Source organism: Arthrobacter sp. M4 (assembly GCF_020251205.1).
In the GTDB taxonomy this organism is placed as follows: domain Bacteria; phylum Actinomycetota; class Actinomycetes; order Actinomycetales; family Micrococcaceae; genus Arthrobacter.
This window is the reverse complement of the sequence record NZ_JAIWYX010000022.1, coordinates 18,388-33,343: the sequence shown is the minus strand read 5'-3', so window position 1 is coordinate 33,343 and position 14,956 is coordinate 18,388. Positions and strand designations below refer to the sequence as shown.

Below are 14,956 nucleotides of genomic sequence, written 5' to 3'. Positions count from 1 at the left end.
GAAATAGTGGCAGAAACCCAGACAGTAACGTCCAAGGACGGCACGCCCATCGCCTATGAGAAAGTCGGTTCCGGCCCGGAACTCGTGCTTGTGGATGGGGCCCTGTGCTACCGCGACTTTGGTCCCAGCCGCAGCCTGGCAAACCATCTCGCGGACCGGTTCACCGTCTATTTCTACGATCGACGAGGCCGCGGCGGGAGCGGTGACACCCAGCCCTACGCCGTGGAGCGGGAGTACGAAGACCTTGAGGCAGTGATCATCGCGGCGGGTGGGAATCCGTTTGTGGCCGGTTTCTCCTCGGGCGGGGCGCTCGCCTTGCACGCCGCAGCTTCCGGAGTGGGAATGCGCAGGATTGCCTCCTACGAGGCACCCTACGTTGGACTCCACAAGGTCAAAAGGCAGGAGCTCGACTACCACGGACAGCTCAGGCAGCTCATCGCAAAAGGCGACAGAGCCGGGGCTGTTGCCTTCTTCATGGTGAAGATGGTCGGTGCCCCGCCGTTTGTACCGCTCTTGATGCGGCTCTCTCCCAAGGTGTGGAAACAGCTCACCGGCGTCGCCCACACGCTCCCCTACGACGCAGCCGTTATGGGCAACTTCGAGGTTCCCCGTGACACCCTGCAGAAGATCACGGTGCCCACGCTCATTATGGGCGGCGGCAAGTCGAAGGCAAATATGGCGGCTGCCGTCAAGAACACAGCCGATGCGATTCCCGACTCACGGCATGAATCCCTGGCGGGCCAGACGCACCAAGCGAAAGATGACGTGATTGGTCCGGCGCTCACCGAGTTCTTCGCCAGCGACGCCGAGGTCCGGTAGGAGCTCAAAAGTGGCGGGTCTGGAAGGCCTTTGCATCGATAAGCCCAGGGACCCCACGGGCCGCGTCACGAAAAGGGACCGTGCGCGCCGAGCCGATAGATTGGACGCATGACTGAAGCCTCCTCCGCCACTGAAGCCAGCCGCGGCACTATCCTTGTTGTCAACGGTCCCAACCTGAACCTGCTGGGCACCCGGGAACCGGAGAAGTACGGTACTTCAACCCTGGCCGACGTCGAGCAGCTCGCCATCAACGCGGCGGAGGCCCACGGCTTCAGCGTGGACTGCGTCCAGTCCAACCATGAAGGCGACCTTCTGGACGCGATCCACGATGCCCGGACTAATGCCGTGGGCATCGTCATCAATGCCGGTGCCTTCACGCACACGTCCGTGGCCCTGCGCGACGCCCTCGCGGCCGTGTCCCTTCCCGCCGTCGAGGTCCACATCACCAACGTGCACCAGCGTGAGGAATTCCGGCACCACTCGTACCTCTCCCCCGTCTGCTCGGCTGTCATCGTCGGCGCAGGCGTGCAGGGCTACAAGCTTGCGATCGATTACCTGGCGAGCGTCCTGTAGGAGATCCTCCGGGAGGAACGCACCAAGCTGGCTGCTGGCTATTTCCGGGTGCACTGTCCCGCCGACACTGCTGCGTTCAATCCCGGTGCCTGCTGTGCCACAGGGGCCAGGTCATCCATGGTCAGGGCGAAACCAAGGGCGGCATCCGAGGTGGTCTTTGCGAAAATCAGGCCGGCAACTTGCCCTTCGCTCGTGAGCAGTGGACCGCCGGAGTTCCCCGGCTGGACGTCACCGGCAATGCGATAGACGTTCTCCGGGGCCGGGTTGTTGCCATAGATGTCCGGCACAAGCACCGTCGAGATTCCCTCCACCGCGGCCGGCTTTGACTGGAAAGGTCCACCGTGCGGGTAGCCGGCAAAGGCGGCCGAAGTGCCGGCGGGCAGGTTCCCGGAAAGCTGAAGCGGACTACTCGGCAGTCCGTCAACGGCAAGGACGGCAATATCGTGCTGGCTGTCAAAGTAGACGACACGCCCGGGCAACGCGCCGGCGTCGGGAATTTCCACCACAGGCTCCGGGACGCCGGCCACCACGTGCGCGTTGGTAACCACACGACCCGGTGACACAACAAAGCCCGAGCCGGTCTGGTTCTGGCCGCACTGGTAGGCGGTTCCCGCGATGCGCAGCACAGACCTGGCGGCCGCGTTCAAGGCCGGCGTATCGGTGCTCGAGTTGGGGATCTGGACGGCTTTCCCTGGCCCGGCTCCTTCAATGAGCTTGGGAATGCCATTGCCCAGAACGGCGGAGCGCAATTGGGCCATGCCGGCCCTGAGCGGACCGGGTGTAGCTCCGTCGATGAAGCGGATCACTTTGGAGTCAGCCAATTGTTGTGAGACAAACGGCACACCAAGTGCACTGACGCTGAAGGCCAGCATGGACAGGACCAGCGCAGACACAACCAGGCTCAGTACACAGCCGGCCAGCCTGTCTACGACGTGGAGTTCGCGTATGCTCACCACGCCCCGAAGCTGCCTGCCAAGCATGGTGCCCAAACCGTGGCCCAGAACGATCAGCAGAATCGCCGAGCCGATGATGGCGGTCAGTCGCCACGAACTGTCCGGGACCCAGCCGCCCACCAATGGGACGGCCACGAACGCGGCCAGGGCACCAGCGGCGAAGCCGGCAATGCCGCCTACGGTAATCAAGAAACCGTTGCGCAGGCCATAGAGGGCATAGGAGAGGAGGGTCAGGATCAACAGCAGATCCAGGATGGTCAGGCCGAACACCAGTTACTCCTTATAGACGGCCGTGCTCCGCAGAGCCGGTCAAGCCCCCATTCTAAGTGCCCTCCCTGACAGGCAGCCGAGCGTCCGAGACCACAGATTCCCCGGATTTGCCGCCGTTTCGCCTGCCAAGTACGTCACAGAAGCCCGAAAGTTCTGAAACAATGGCTGAAGCGCCACAGCCGACATATTTACTCAGGAGATTTCATGGACATCGAGGTACTGCGCCGCGCGCCTCTCTTCGCGACCCTAGACGACGACGCTTTCCGCCTGCTGACGGACGAACTCACCGAGGTGGATCTGTCCCGCGGGGCGTCGGTGTTCCGCGAAGGAGACCAGGGCGACCAGCTTTACTTCATCGTGTCCGGCAAAGTGAAGCTGGGACGCACTTCCCCCGACGGCCGCGAGTCCCTCCTGGCCATCCTCGGCCCGGGCGAACTGTTCGGCGAAATGGCACTCTTCGACCCCAGTCCCCGAACCGCCACGGCAACGGCTGTTTCCGAGACCCGCCTGGCAGGCCTGAAGAACGAAAGCCTCAACACCTTGCTGCGCACGCGCCCCGAGGTGTCTGCCCAGCTCCTTCAGGCCCTGGCCCGTCGTCTCCGCCGCACTAACGACTCACTGTCCGACCTGGTCTTCTCTGACGTCCCCGGCCGTGTTGCCAAGGCGCTCCTGGACCTCGCCGACCGCTTCGGCCGCCCGGCCACTGACGGCGTGCTGGTAGCCCACGAACTGACGCAGGAAGAGCTGGCCCAGCTGGTAGGCGCTTCCCGCGAGACCGTCAACAAGGCATTGGCCGAATTCGTCCAGCGCGGATGGCTTCGCCTCGAGGCTCGTGCGGTGGTTATCCTGGACATGCAGCGGCTCCGCCAGCGCTCCCGCTAGGAACCGCGCACCAAAGCACTTCGCAAGGCCGTCCCGGAAAATTCCGGGGCGGCCTTGCTGGTTTAAGAGCATCACTCGGCGAAGAGTTGTCTACGCGGGTAAATAGCTAAAGTTTGCAGATACTCCGCCAAAAATCAGGGAAAAATTGGGGTATTGCGCCTAGAAATCTACACGCGTAGATTTGATCCAAGCGCAAATCCCACTCCTGCCCCACATCGGCCATTTGCGCCTACTCCACACACAGAATCCATTGGAAGGCTTCCTGATATGACGTTCAGCCTGGGTATCGTTGGTGCCGGCCAGTTCGCCAGCCAGTTCGCGACCCTCTTCGACCTGCACCCTGGTGTCTCGCGGGTGAGCATCACCGACCTGCTGCCTGAGCGCGCCGCTGAACTCACAGGACGCTTGGGCAATGCAACGACGCACGAGTCCTTTGAATCGATGCTGGCCGACCCCTCCATCGATGCCGTGGCCCTGTTCACGCAGCGGTGGACCCACGGTTCCCTGGTGGTGCAGGCCCTCGAAGCCGGCAAGCACGTCTATTCGGCTGTGCCCATGGCTATCACCGAGGACGAGATCCGGACCATCATCGACATCGTGACCCGCACCGGCCTCACCTACATGATGGGCGAAACCAGCTACTACAATCCGGCCACCATCTATGCCCGCCAGCGCTACGCCGCAGGTGACTTTGGCCGTGTGTTCTACTCGGAAGGCGACTACGTCCACGACATGGACCTCGGCTTCTACGACGCCTACCGTTACAGCGGTGGCGACCGTTGGAAGGAAACCGCCAGCTACCCGCCCATGCTCTACCCCACGCACTCGATTGGTGGCGTTCTGGGGGCTATCCCCACGCACGCCGTGTCGGTAAGCTGCATCGGTGTCCAGGACAACCGGGCCGACGGTGTTTTCGACAAAGACGTGAGCATGTTCCAGAACGACATCTCCAACGCCTCCGCGCTCTTCGAACTCGCTGACGGTGGCGTGATGCGCATCAACGAGATGCGTCGTGTCGGCTACCCTTCGCATATCCGGGAATCGCGCTTCCGCTACTTCGGCACGGAGGCCAGCTTCGAACAACTGGCCACAGTGGCCTTCTGGCAGAACAAAGAAGGCGTCGAAGATGTGACGAGCCTGGTGTCGACGTCGTCCACCATGTCCCTCGACGACCCGTCACTCGCGGACATCGCCCCGGCCCTCCGGGACGCCTTCGTGTCAGGTCACTCGCCCGTCCACGACATTGACAGGCTGCCCAAGGAATTCGACGGCGTCCACAACGGGCACGAGGGCAGCCACCACTTCCTGGTGGACGACTTCGTGACGGCGGTCAACACCGGAACGCTCCCGCCGGTCAACGCCTGGGTGGCTGCCCGATTCACCCTGCCCGGCATCATCGCGCACCGCTCCGCTCTCCAAGGCGGCGAGCGGCTGGAGATCCCGGACCTCGGCGAACCGCCCGCCGCCTTGGTCCACCGCAACCGCGACCAGGCCGCGGTGAACCGCTAGCCGGCAGCCGGCAAGGTGCTGTGCCGCCCCTCGGTGGGCCGGCACAGCACCTCCGCGGCATTGACCCCCAAATGGATACCAAGGAGCAGGGGTGGAAACGTGAAGGAAGTCCTGCAGCCCAACAGAACCGTCACCAGGGCAGATGTGGCGCGGCTCGCTGGGGTGAGTACCGCCGTCGTGAGTTATACGCTCAACGGCGGGCCGAGGCCGGTGGCGCCGGGCACCGCCGCCAAAGTACTGGACGCCGTCGCGAAACTCGGTTATCAGCCCAACGCCGCGGCCCAGACGCTGAGCCGCGGCACCAGCCAAGTGATCGGCCTCATCATCCCGGACATCGGCAACCCGTTCTTTGGTGCCTTCGCATCCGCGATCGAATCGGCGGCGAGAAGCCAGGGGTTCGACGTGATGATCTGCAGCACGCACAGCAACTCGACGGCCTATTACGTCCGCCACCTGGATTCGTTGCGTGTCCACGGCATCCTGATGTTGGCAATCCTGGATCCCCGGGACGAACCACTGGTCCACAAGGTGTCCACGCGCATCGTCCAGCTCAACGATCCCCGCCCGGTTGCCGGCGGCGTTAGCGTCGCCGCCGACCTTTACAACGGAGCGCGCGACGCCGTGAGGCACCTCATCGCTTTAGGCCACCAGACCGTCGCCTTCCTGGGAGACCTCGACGACGGCGAGCCGCGCCACGCCGGCTGGCGCGACGCGCTGCGGGAACTCGGCGCCGCCCCCGGACCCTCCGCGCACGCACCCTTCAGCCGCGAGGGCGGCGTGGCCGGAATGAAGGAACTCCTCCTGGCGGGCGAACCACCGACTGCCGTATTCGCGAGCTCGGACATGATCGCCATCGGAGCCCTTCGGGCCCTCCACGAAGCCAAGATCCGCGTCCCCGAAGACGTGTCAATCGTCTCCTTCGATGACTCTCCCGAGTCGGCATTCGCGTTCCCCGGAATCACCGCGATGCGTCAGCCTATCGAGAAGATGGCCCAAGAAGCACTGACGGCCCTCATAAACCCCCGCCATCTCCGCCCGGGCCTCCACCTGCATCCAACCACTCTGGTGGAACGCCAATCGACAGCGCCTCCGGCGCGGTAGCCTCTGCGGCTTTTGGCGAGCCCATGACGTGGAGCGACCTTCCCACCGAAGGCACGAGCCCCGCACAAGCCAACCCCCGGAGGCCGATGAGGTCAGCGCTCGCGCTGGGGGTCGCCCGGGGTGGTTCTGGCGGCTTCGACTTCGAGCATAAGCACACCGTCTTCTTCAACCAGTTTTGGCTGGTACATGTGCGCCTTGCGTTTGTAGCTTAGGTAGGCGATGCAGCCGTTGGCCGCTGCCATTTTTTCGAGCATGATCTCCGCCCCCGGCACCAGGAGTTGGCCGAGGGTCAGTCCCACCGTGTTTTCCTGGCCTATTTCATCCCCGAGGGTTGTGGTGTTGCGATCCGCGATGGCCTGGGTGGCGGTAACCCAACGGCCCCAGACGCCTTTGCCTTCCAGGAGGGTAGGTTGTTGGTTCATGGGAAGCGTGGCCGCGAAGTAGCGCGTGTTGAAGCGGCGGTGCGCAAAGTCGGGGCTCAGCCAGTTGACCAAGGGCTTGAGGAGGTCCGTGCGCAGCAGCAATCCGCGCTTGGCGAGGAATTCGCCGAACGTTTTCTCTTGGTCGCTGATGGCCACGCGGGCTTTCATCCATTCAGTGCCGGACGTTCCCTCAACAGTGGTTGACAGATCCGGTCCCGCGAGCAGGACGCCGGTTTCCTCGAAGAGTTCGCGAATGGCGCCCACCACATGGCGGCGGGCCAGTCCGACGTCGTCTGTTCCAAGGGCCTCAGCCCAATGCTGTGGTGAGGGACCCAGCCATGCGACGGGGTCGTCGTCGGAGGCGTCCAGGGAGCCGCCGGGGAAAGCGACCACGCCCAACGGCGAGGAACCCGGACGGTAACCCATCCACGTTTCCAGACCGTGGGGCGAGTCGCGGAGGAGGACAACGGAGGAGGCCAGCCGCGCGGCGCGCGGTGTCCGCTCCCCCAGTTGCTGCCAGTTTCGTGCTGCCCCCTCAAGTTCGGGGGGCAGCACAAACAGGCGTCGGGCTAATTGAGGCACAGTGTTTTCCGGTCTAGCTGAATTCGGCAATCAACTCGACCTCAACGGGCGAGTCGAGGGGGAGCACGGAAACGCCGACGGCGGAACGTGCGTGCTGGCCAGCGTCACCGAAGACGCGACCCAGCAGTTCAGAAGCGCCGTTGATGACGCCGGGCTGGCCGGTGAAGGACGGGTCGGAGGACACAAAGCCCACAACCTTGACGATGCGGGTGACGCGGTCCAGGTCACCGATGACGCTCTTTACCGCGGCAAGCGCGTTCACGGCACACACGGCGGCGTAGGCTTTGGCGTCCTCGGGGGAAATGGTCGGCTCATCGGAGCTGCCTTCGTCACCGGTTGAAACTTTGCCGGTAGCTTCGAGTTTGCCGTTAATAAAGGGAAGCTGTCCGGACGTGTAGACGTGGTTGCCGGAAACGAGTGCCGGGACGTAGGCGGCCACCGGCGCGGCAACCTCGGGAAGGATGATTCCGAGTTCTGCGAGTCGCTTCTCGACGGCGGAAGCGGGAGCCTGCGATCCCGTGGATTCTGTGGTTTCTGCGGACGTTGACATAATTACTGCTTCTCCCTCTTCAAGTACGCGACTAGGCCATTTCCGTCCGGTCCGGGGACAACCTGTACCAGTTCCCAGCCGTCGTCACCCCACTGGTCGAGGATCTGTTTTGTCGCATGAATGATGAGCGGAATCGTCGCGTACTCCCATTTGGTCATGACAGAAAGCGTAGCCCTTGCCGGTACAGTGGAAAACATGGCGACTCGCAAGAACCCCATATTCGACACTGCCACGACCCTAGGGAAGATTCTCGGCTTCCTAGGCGTGTCCGCGGTTTGCGGTGTCCTGGTGGCGGGGCTTTTGGTCCCCGCCGCTGCTGTGTCCGGCAGTGCCGCCAGCGGTTCCATCCAGTTCTTTGACACCCTTCCGGCAGAACTGCAGGTAGACCCGCCCAGCCAGTCGACCAAGATCCTGGCTGCCGACGGAAGTCCGCTCGCCACGCTATTTGCGGAGAACCGCACGCGAGTCCCGCTTGACCAGATGAGTCCTTATATTAAGGACGCCATCATCGCCATCGAAGACAGCCGCTTTTACGAGCACGGCGGTGTGGACACCACCGGTATCCTGCGTGCGCTGGTCAGCACCGCCCGAGGCAACAAGCAGGGCGCCTCCACCATTACGCAACAGTACGTCAACAACGTCATCAACGAGTCGCTTGTCTCCGAAGGCAAGGATGCCGACGTCAAGCTCAATGGTGTGAACAAGGGCGTGGGCGACAAGCTCCGCGAAATGAAGCTCGCAATCGCGCTGGAGAAGAAGTTCTCCAAGGAGCAGATCCTTGAGGGCTACCTCAACATCGTCTTCTTCAACCGGGACGCCTACGGCATCGAGGCCGCCTCCAAGTTCTTCTTCAGCACCAGCGCCAAGGATCTGACCCTCCCCCAGGCCGCATTGCTGGCGGGTGTGGTTAACAGCCCGTCCTTCTACGACCCCATCACCAACCCGGACAACGCCAAGCAGCGCCGCAACCTGGTGCTCCAGGCCATGTTGTCCCAAGGCAAGATCAAGAAGGACCAGTACGACGCCGCGGTTGCAGCGCCGGTGGAAACAAAGGTCACGCCGGCCCGCCAAGGTTGCGCGTACGCTTCCAAAGCCCCGTACTTCTGTGACTACGTTCTGCACCTCCTGCTGAATAACCCCGCCTACGGCGCCGACGCCAAAGAGCGCGAGAAGAAGGTGTTCCGTGGTGGCTTAACCATCACCACAACTTTGGATCCCAATGCGCAGAACGTGGCACAGGCCCAGGTAGACGCCTCTGCTGGCGCCAACCCGGACAAGTGGGGCGCTTCCCTTGTGTCGGTGCAGCCGAACTCGGGCAAGATTATTTCGATGGCCCAAAACACGGTGTGGTTGCCTGCCGAAGGCAAGTTCCAAGCTGAGCAAAACTTCAACGTGGACAAACTGGACGGGAACGGCCAGGACCTCAACGGATTGGGTGGATTCCAGCCCGGGTCGACGATGAAGCCGTTCACCTTCGCGGAGTGGCTCAACGAAGGCAAGTCGATGAACACCACGGTGAATGCGGCTGTCCGTCGGTACCCGCAGAACTTCCCTTGGCGGAACACCTGTCCCTCCCCCGTTGTCGGCTGGTATGACAGCACCAACCAGTCAACAGACCTGCAAAACGCTGAAGAAGGCTACTACCGGACCATGCCGGTCCTGTACGGTCTGGCGAACTCCATCAACACCGCAACCTTCGCCTCGGCCTCGCAACTGGACCTCTGTGGCATCCAAAAGATTGTTGACGCCGTTGGTATCCACGGTGGCCTGCCAAGCTACGAGAACAACGCAGTCAAGGATCCCAACCCCAAGGTTCCGATGACCACGATCTCCAACCTCATCGGGTCCACGCAGACGGCACCGCTGACGCTGGCCAGCGCCTTCGCAACTTTCGCGAACGACGGAAAATACTGCGAGCCGATTGCGATCACCTCGGTGGTGGACCAGTCCGGCGCCAAGCTACCCGCGCAGTCCTCAAACTGCCGGGATGCCGTGAAGCCGGAAGTTGCCCGTGGTGTGGCCTACGGTATGCAGGAAGTCCTCAACTCCGGATCGGGCTCCCTGATCCAACCGCGCATTTCCACCAAGACCAACTTCCCGGTTGCGGCCAAGACCGGTACCAACGACACCAACGGCTCCACCTGGGTGGTGGGCTACACCACCGGACTCGCCACTGCTACGTGGTTCGGTGATCCCCTTGGCGGTCAGACCCGTGTTGGTCGAAACATCACGGTCAACGGCAAGTTCTATACAAACGTCGACGGTTACATGATCGCTGGCCCGCAGTTCGCCAATTACATGCTTGCCGTGGCGCCTGCTTACGGGACCAACCCGTTCCCCGCGCCACCGTCGAACCTGGTCAGTGGAGCACCCACCGTTCGGAATAACCCGAGTCCTGCACCAGCGCCCGCCACGCAAGCCCCGGCACCCAGCACGGGCAGCAACCCTGGTGATGGCAACGGAAACGGCAAGAAACCCTAACGTTCCGTGACCGCCCTCGATACCTTGGCCCGCCGCGCCCGGTCCTTCGGGCGCGGCTTTGCCGTCACCACCGCTCTTGGCGCAGCCGCCGGAGCGGCATTAGCCGCCTACGGGCTTTGGGAAAAGAACCAGTTCACCGTGCGCGAGGAGACCCTTCCAATCCTCCCGGAAGGCACGGCTCCGCTCCGTGTGCTTCATTTGAGCGACATCCACTTTGTCCCTGGCCAGGACGCCAAGGCGGACTGGCTGCGATCACTCGCCGAACTGGAACCGGATCTGGTGGTCAACACAGGTGACAACCTGAGCCACAAGGACGCGATCGATCCGCTCCTTGCGGCACTACAGCCGCTCCTGAAGTTCCCGGGCGTGTTCGTCCCAGGGTCCAACGACTACTTCGGTCCCAGGATGAAGAACCCCGCTACGTACTTCCTGGGCCCGTCCAAGCTGAGAAGCGACGCCGTGCCCCTCGACTGGCCGCGGCTGCGCTCCGGTTTCGGAATGTCCGGCTGGATCGATCTGACAAATCGCCATCAACAGTTTGTGCTGAAGGGGCTGCGCTTCGACTTCTCCGGCGTGGACGATCCGCACCTCAACCGGGAACGCTACGCCGGGTGGCCGCGCGGCACAGCTGGCCAGGATGCCCGCCCCCACCTTCGCGTGGCCGTCATCCACGCTCCCTACCAGCGGGTCCTGGATCACTTCACGGCAGAGGGAGCAGACCTCATCTTGGCAGGCCACACCCACGGCGGCCAGATCTGCATCCCCGGTTATGGCGCCTTGGTGTCCAACTGCGACTTGCCTACGTGGCGTGCCAAGGGCCTCCACGATTGGGAGCTGGACGGCCGTTCGACGCCGCTCAACGTGTCAGGCGGAATCGGCACCTCACGCTTCGCTCCGGTCCGTATCGCGTGCCGGCCAGAGGCCGTGCTGCTGACGTTGACGCCCAGCTCCTAAACCCCGCGCCAACACAGCCAGAAATCGTTTCCATAACGTACCGTAATCCTGCTGTGAATCCTGTCACGCCATGGCATAGGGTAGTTGCTACGGGAAACTACATTCGATGTGAGCGCCCTTCGCTCTGACGTGAGCGCTCTGACCTGAGAAGCGGGAATGGCCAAGCAGACCTCTTTTCTTACCTCCATCAAGCGTCTCTATCCGCACGTCTCACCGATCCTCCCCCGGCTTGTTATGGGCCTGGTCAGTGCCCTGATGGCCAGTATTGTTGCCCTGGCAATCCCGCAGGTGCTCAAGGTCCTGGTCAACGGAACGTTGTATCCGGGAGGAGACGCGAACACGGTGTGGGTGGCGGCCGCCGTCATTCTGGCCCTGGGCGTGGCCGAGGCCGGACTCGTCGCGTTGCGGCGGCAATTCGTCATCAACCCCGCCACTTCCGTGGAGACCAAAATGCGGGTGTCCCTCTATGGCCACCTGCAGGACCTTGCCGTCTCCTTCCACGATCGATGGGGCTCGGGACAGTTGCTCTCACGCTCCATGACGGACTTGAACTTCCTGCGCCGCTGGATGGCGTTCGGCGCCATCATGCTGGTAGTGACTACGCTGACAGTGCTCATTGGCGTGGGTGTGATGTTCACGATGAGCTGGCAGTTGGCCCTGATCTTCTTGGGCGCCGCAATCCCCATCATGTTTTACTCCTTCCGCTTCCGCAGGCGCTTTAGCCGCGTAACGCGGCTCAGCCAGGACCAGGCCGGCGACCTCGCCACAACTGTTGAGGAATCGGTCCATGGCATCCGCGTCCTCAAAGCCTTCGGCCGGAGCCGGGAAGCCTTGGAAAGTTTCAATGAGCAAGCCGAGGAGCTGCGGCAAACCGAAATCACCAAGGCACGCCAGCAGGCCATGTTCACCATGGTGGTGACGCTGCTCCCGGAACTGGCCCTCGGCCTGGGGCTCGTGGTCGGCATCCTGCTCGCCGCCAACGGCGAACTGAGCATCGGCTCCCTCGTGGCGTTCTTCGCAACCGCGGCGGTGGTCGCGGCACCGGTGGAATTCTCCGGGATGCTGCTTGCCATGGCACTCACGGCAAAGACCGCCGTCGACCGCCACTTTGAGGTGATGGACACCCCCAATGACATCTCCAGCCCGGCAGAGCCGGCACGCCCCGCCGTCGTTCGCGGGGCGGTGCGTTTCAGCGGCGCCGGTTTTGGGTTCGACGACGGCGGGCGGCTGCTGCGCGATGTAAACCTGGACATTCGCCCGGGCGAGACCATGGCCCTTGTGGGCGTGACGGGCAGCGGCAAGAGTGCACTGCTGCAGCTGGTGCCGCGACTCTTCGACGTGACCACTGGTTCGGTGACAATCGACGGGGTCGACGTGAGGAACTTCAGCCTGGAAGAACTGCGGACCGTGGTGGCGGTCGCATTCGAAGACACCACCCTGTTTTCAAGCTCGGTCCGTGACAACGTCCTGCTCGGCGCGCCGGATCGCAGCGACGCTGCCCTCGAGGAAGCGCTGGATGTTGCACAGGCGCAATTCGCGTTCTCCCTGCCCGACGGCGTGGACACGTTGATCGGCGAGGAAGGCCTGAGCCTTTCCGGCGGGCAGCGGCAACGTATTGCGCTGGCCCGCGCAATCGCAGCCAAGCCGCGCGTGCTGGTCCTCGACGATCCCCTGTCCGCGCTGGACGTCAACACAGAGGAACGCGTAGAGGCCCGGCTGCGGGAAGTCCTGAGGGACACCACAACGCTGATCGTCGCGCACCGGCCTTCAACCGTCGCGTTGGCAGACCGCGTGGCGCTGCTACAGAACGGAACCATTACCGCCGTCGGGACCCATTCGGAACTCCTCGCAGGCAACGCCCACTACCGATACGTCATCGCCAGCCTGGACACAGAACCCAAGGACCTGGACACCGAACTGCACGAAGAACTCGAGGGGGAATTGGCGAATGAACTCGGCAATGCCCTGGACGACGCCGGAAAGGCCGCACGATGAGCGCCACAACCTTCGGCACCGCTAACGAAGACAATGCCCACCTCAACCGCGCGGACAGCCGGGCCGTACGACGGCGGTCGCTCGCCTTGCTGGGGTCCCTCATCCGGCCGGTCCGCGTCCGGTTCTGGCTGACGATCGCCACCGTGGTGCTGTCCCAGCTGGCCCGGGTCTCGTTCCCGGTGATCATCGCGTTCGGGATAGACCGCGCATTGCCCGCCCTACGCTCCGCGGACAGCAGCCTGGTTGTCCTGACGGGCGCGCTCTACCTGCTTGCCGCCGTCGCCACGGCAGGTCTCACGGCACTCTACGTGACGTCCACGGCAAAGCTGAGCCAGGCCATGCTGCTGGACCTTCGCCTGCGGGTGTTCCGGCACACACAGCGGCTGAGCCTTGAATTCCACGAGAAGTACACGTCCGGCCGCATTATCGCGCGGCAGACGTCTGATCTTGAGGCGCTCCGCGAACTCCTGGACTCCGGGGTCAGCTCGTTGGTGTCCGGGCTGCTGTTTATGGTGTTTACGGCATTCACCATCTTCGCGCTCGACTGGCGCAGTGGGCTGATCCTCCTCGCGGCAGGATTCCCGATGTACTTCCTAACGCGCTGGTACCAAAAGCACTCCCAAATAGCATTCCGAGAGTCGCGGGTGGCCTCGGCAAGGCTTATCGTGCACTTCGTAGAAACGATGACGGGTATCCGCGCTGTGAAGGCATTCCGCAAGGAGCGGGAAAACGCGGAACAATTTGGCGAGCTCTCTGAGTCCTACCGGAAAGTCACTGTCAGGTCGATCAACCTCAACGGCATCTTCCAGCCGGGCCTGGTGCTGATCGGCAACGTCTGCGTGGCAGTGGTGTTGCTCGTGGGAGGATTCCGGGTGATTACCGGGGGACTTGAGGTTGGTGTCCTTCTGGCCCTTATCCTGTCCACCAAGCGCTTTTTCCAGCCTGTGGACCAGATGGCCATGTTCTACAACTCGTTCCAGAGCGCGCAGGCCGCCTTGGAGAAGGTTTCCGGCCTCCTTGAGGAAGTGCCCACGGTGCGCCCGCCACGGAACCCCATCCCACTGGCCAAAGCCAAGGGCGACATCCAGTTCCGCGGTGTCCAGTTCGGCTACGGCGAAGGCCCGGTGGTGGTGCCAACGCTGGACCTTCACATTCCGTCCGGCCAGACAGTGGCATTGGTGGGCCAAACCGGCGCCGGCAAATCCACCCTGGCAAAACTGATCGCCCGGTTCTACGACGTCACCTCGGGCTCGATCACGCTCGACGGCGTCGACTTGCGTGAACTCTCGACGGCGGACTTGCGCCGCAACGTGGTGATGGTCACCCAAGAGGCATTCCTCTTCAGCGGCTCCGTGGCGGACAATATTGCGCTGGGCCGTCCGGAAGCGTCGCGGGACGAAATTGAAGCTGCCGCCAAGGCTGTGGGCGCCCACCACTTCATCACCGAACTGCCGGAAGGCTACGACACTGACGTGAACAAACGCGGTGGACGTGTCTCAGCCGGCCAGCGGCAGCTCATCGGCTTCGCCCGCGCTTTCCTTGCCGCCCCGGCAGTGCTCATCCTGGACGAAGCAACCTCCTCCCTGGATATCCCGTCCGAGCGGATGGTGCAGGCCGGGCTGGCGAGCCTTCTGGCCGGGACTACCCAGACGGAGCTTGCGGGAGGCGGCCGAACTGCGCTGATCATCGCCCACCGCCTCTCCACTGTGGAGACGGCCGACCGGGTCCTCGTCATCCACGACGGCCATGTGGTAGAGGACGGAAGCCCGGCGGAACTTATTTCCGACGGTGGACGATTCGCCAGGTTGCATGGGGCTTGGAAGGACTCGTTGGTGTGACGCCAAGGGGCCCCGAGCCGGCTGGCC

The 14,956-nt window shown here is 63.2% G+C and carries 13 protein-coding genes; 9 read left to right on the top strand and 4 right to left on the bottom strand.

Going from position 1 to position 14,956, the window contains the following annotated elements; genetic code table 11:
* The first annotated feature begins 6 nt into the window (after positions 1–6).
* Both LD110_RS21380 and aroQ read left to right on the top strand, forming a co-directional pair.
* Positions 7–819 carry an alpha/beta fold hydrolase gene (locus LD110_RS21380; protein WP_225501948.1) on the top strand — a complete coding sequence of 271 codons (813 nt, stop codon included), beginning with the start codon at positions 7–9 and terminating at the stop codon, positions 817–819.
* Positions 820–927: 108 nt separating this feature from the next.
* Positions 928–1,392, top strand: coding sequence for a type II 3-dehydroquinate dehydratase (aroQ, locus tag LD110_RS21375; RefSeq protein WP_225501947.1), 465 nt, complete (start codon positions 928–930; stop codon positions 1,390–1,392).
* Between the two features lie 38 nt (positions 1,393–1,430).
* Here aroQ and LD110_RS21370 read toward each other — a convergent pair whose 3' ends face one another.
* A complete protein-coding gene (locus LD110_RS21370) occupies positions 1,431–2,615 on the bottom strand; it encodes a MarP family serine protease (protein ID WP_225501946.1) in 1,185 nt (394 codons plus the stop codon).
* A 204-nt stretch (positions 2,616–2,819) separates the two neighbouring features.
* On the opposite strand from LD110_RS21370, the gene LD110_RS21365 reads away from it, so the two are divergent.
* From LD110_RS21365 to LD110_RS21355, 3 genes are all read left to right on the top strand, one after another.
* A complete protein-coding gene (locus LD110_RS21365; protein WP_013602309.1) occupies positions 2,820–3,497 on the top strand; it encodes a Crp/Fnr family transcriptional regulator in 678 nt (225 codons plus the stop codon).
* Positions 3,498–3,764: 267 nt separating this feature from the next.
* A complete protein-coding gene (locus tag LD110_RS21360) occupies positions 3,765–5,006 on the top strand; it encodes a Gfo/Idh/MocA family protein (protein ID WP_225501945.1) in 1,242 nt (413 codons plus the stop codon).
* A 99-nt stretch (positions 5,007–5,105) separates the two neighbouring features.
* The gene (locus LD110_RS21355; protein WP_225501944.1) at positions 5,106–6,107 is read left to right on the top strand and encodes a LacI family DNA-binding transcriptional regulator; all 1,002 of its coding nucleotides are present in this window, start codon (positions 5,106–5,108) and stop codon (positions 6,105–6,107) included.
* A gap of 92 nt (positions 6,108–6,199) precedes the next feature.
* On the opposite strand, the gene LD110_RS21350 is transcribed toward LD110_RS21355, so the two are convergent.
* Genes LD110_RS21350 through LD110_RS21340 form a run of 3 tightly spaced genes read right to left on the bottom strand, consistent with a single transcriptional unit; the run spans position 6,200 to position 7,819 of the window.
* On the bottom strand, positions 6,200–7,111 hold the full coding sequence (locus LD110_RS21350) for an NUDIX hydrolase (RefSeq protein WP_225501943.1): 912 nt from the start codon (positions 7,109–7,111) through the stop codon (positions 6,200–6,202).
* A 13-nt stretch (positions 7,112–7,124) separates the two neighbouring features.
* Entirely contained in the window at positions 7,125–7,661 is a 537-nt protein-coding gene (locus tag LD110_RS21345; RefSeq protein ID WP_225501942.1) for a RidA family protein, read from the bottom strand.
* Between the two features lie 2 nt (positions 7,662–7,663).
* On the bottom strand, positions 7,664–7,819 hold the full coding sequence (locus LD110_RS21340) for a DUF4177 domain-containing protein (RefSeq protein WP_003797879.1): 156 nt from the start codon (positions 7,817–7,819) through the stop codon (positions 7,664–7,666).
* Between LD110_RS21340 and LD110_RS21335 the strand changes: the two genes are divergently transcribed.
* From LD110_RS21335 to LD110_RS21320, 4 genes are all read left to right on the top strand, one after another.
* On the top strand, positions 7,818–10,142 hold the full coding sequence (locus LD110_RS21335) for a transglycosylase domain-containing protein (RefSeq protein ID WP_225501941.1): 2,325 nt from the start codon (positions 7,818–7,820) through the stop codon (positions 10,140–10,142). The genes LD110_RS21340 and LD110_RS21335 overlap by 2 nt on opposite strands.
* A 6-nt stretch (positions 10,143–10,148) precedes the next feature.
* On the top strand, positions 10,149–11,096 hold the full coding sequence (locus tag LD110_RS21330) for a metallophosphoesterase (protein ID WP_225501940.1): 948 nt from the start codon (positions 10,149–10,151) through the stop codon (positions 11,094–11,096).
* 156 nt (positions 11,097–11,252) lie between these two features.
* Positions 11,253–13,091, top strand: a complete 1,839-nt coding sequence (locus LD110_RS21325) for an ABC transporter ATP-binding protein (RefSeq protein ID WP_225501939.1) — start codon at positions 11,253–11,255, stop codon at positions 13,089–13,091.
* Complete coding sequence (locus LD110_RS21320; protein ID WP_225501938.1) at positions 13,088–14,929, top strand: ABC transporter ATP-binding protein; 1,842 nt, start codon at positions 13,088–13,090, stop codon at positions 14,927–14,929. Before LD110_RS21325 ends, LD110_RS21320 begins: the two co-directional genes overlap by 4 nt.
* The last annotated feature ends 27 nt before the right edge of the window (positions 14,930–14,956 follow it).